The organism is Cecembia lonarensis LW9 (assembly GCF_000298295.1).
Lineage (GTDB): Bacteria > Bacteroidota > Bacteroidia > Cytophagales > Cyclobacteriaceae > Cecembia > Cecembia lonarensis.
Map to the genome: position 1 here is coordinate 1 of NZ_AMGM01000276.1, position 727 is coordinate 727.

At 47.5% G+C, this 727-nt stretch carries 2 protein-coding genes; one reads left to right on the forward strand and one right to left on the reverse strand.

Annotated elements, in window-relative coordinates:
* A partial coding sequence (locus tag B879_RS23345) for a hypothetical protein (RefSeq protein ID WP_040401618.1) occupies positions 1-189 on the forward strand: 189 nt, incomplete at its 5' end.
* A 236-nt stretch (positions 190-425) separates the two neighbouring features.
* On the opposite strand, the gene B879_RS23350 is transcribed toward B879_RS23345, so the two are convergent.
* A partial coding sequence (locus B879_RS23350) for a hypothetical protein (RefSeq protein ID WP_040401620.1) occupies positions 426-727 on the reverse strand: 302 nt, incomplete at its 5' end.

A 727-nucleotide genomic window follows, 5' to 3' on the forward strand; every position in this document is an offset into this window, starting at 1 on the left:
ACAGAGCGGGAAAATAAGAGCCAAGTAAAAAGGAAAAAGGAAAAAGGTTTGGAACTTGGATGGTTCGGAGGTCTTGTTCTGTATGGGGATCAGGACGCAGAAGGCGTCCAATACCGAAGGTTATTTACCCCGGGTACAACCCGGTGGCTGAAGCCGGTTTTATGTCCCCTGTCCGCCCAACTCCGGTAGGAGTTGAATTTAACCACCGATGGATGAGGTGTGATAATGTAGAATGATGAATGAAAAGTGAAGAATGAGGAGCTTGCAAGGTTGAATTTTTCATCATTAAGGTTGGCGCACATTGCGAAAAACTTTGGGGTCATTGCGGTTAAAAAATGAGCTGAAAGCTCAATGACCAATGGTCCCGCGGTGGAACCTTTAGGATTAAGAGCCAAGTAAAAAGGCAAAAGGAAAAAGGGTTGGAGCTAGGAAGGATTGGGAGATTGGTTTTGTATGGGGGTACGAATTGTGCCAGAGGCACAACCCATTGTTAGCAAAAAAGCGGTAACCATTCCCCTCCGTCCTGTAGGGGGACTGAGCCTGTCTGTCCGCCAGGCAGGCGTTAAGAAAATATCCCTTTGGATCCCCGAATCCCGATAATTATCGGGACGGGGTAGCTCAGGGCCAGCATGCAGAGCGGGAAAATAAGAGCCAAGTAAAAAGGAAAAAGGAAAAAGGTTTGGAACTTGGATGGTTCGGAGGTCTTGTTCTGTATGGGGATCAGGAC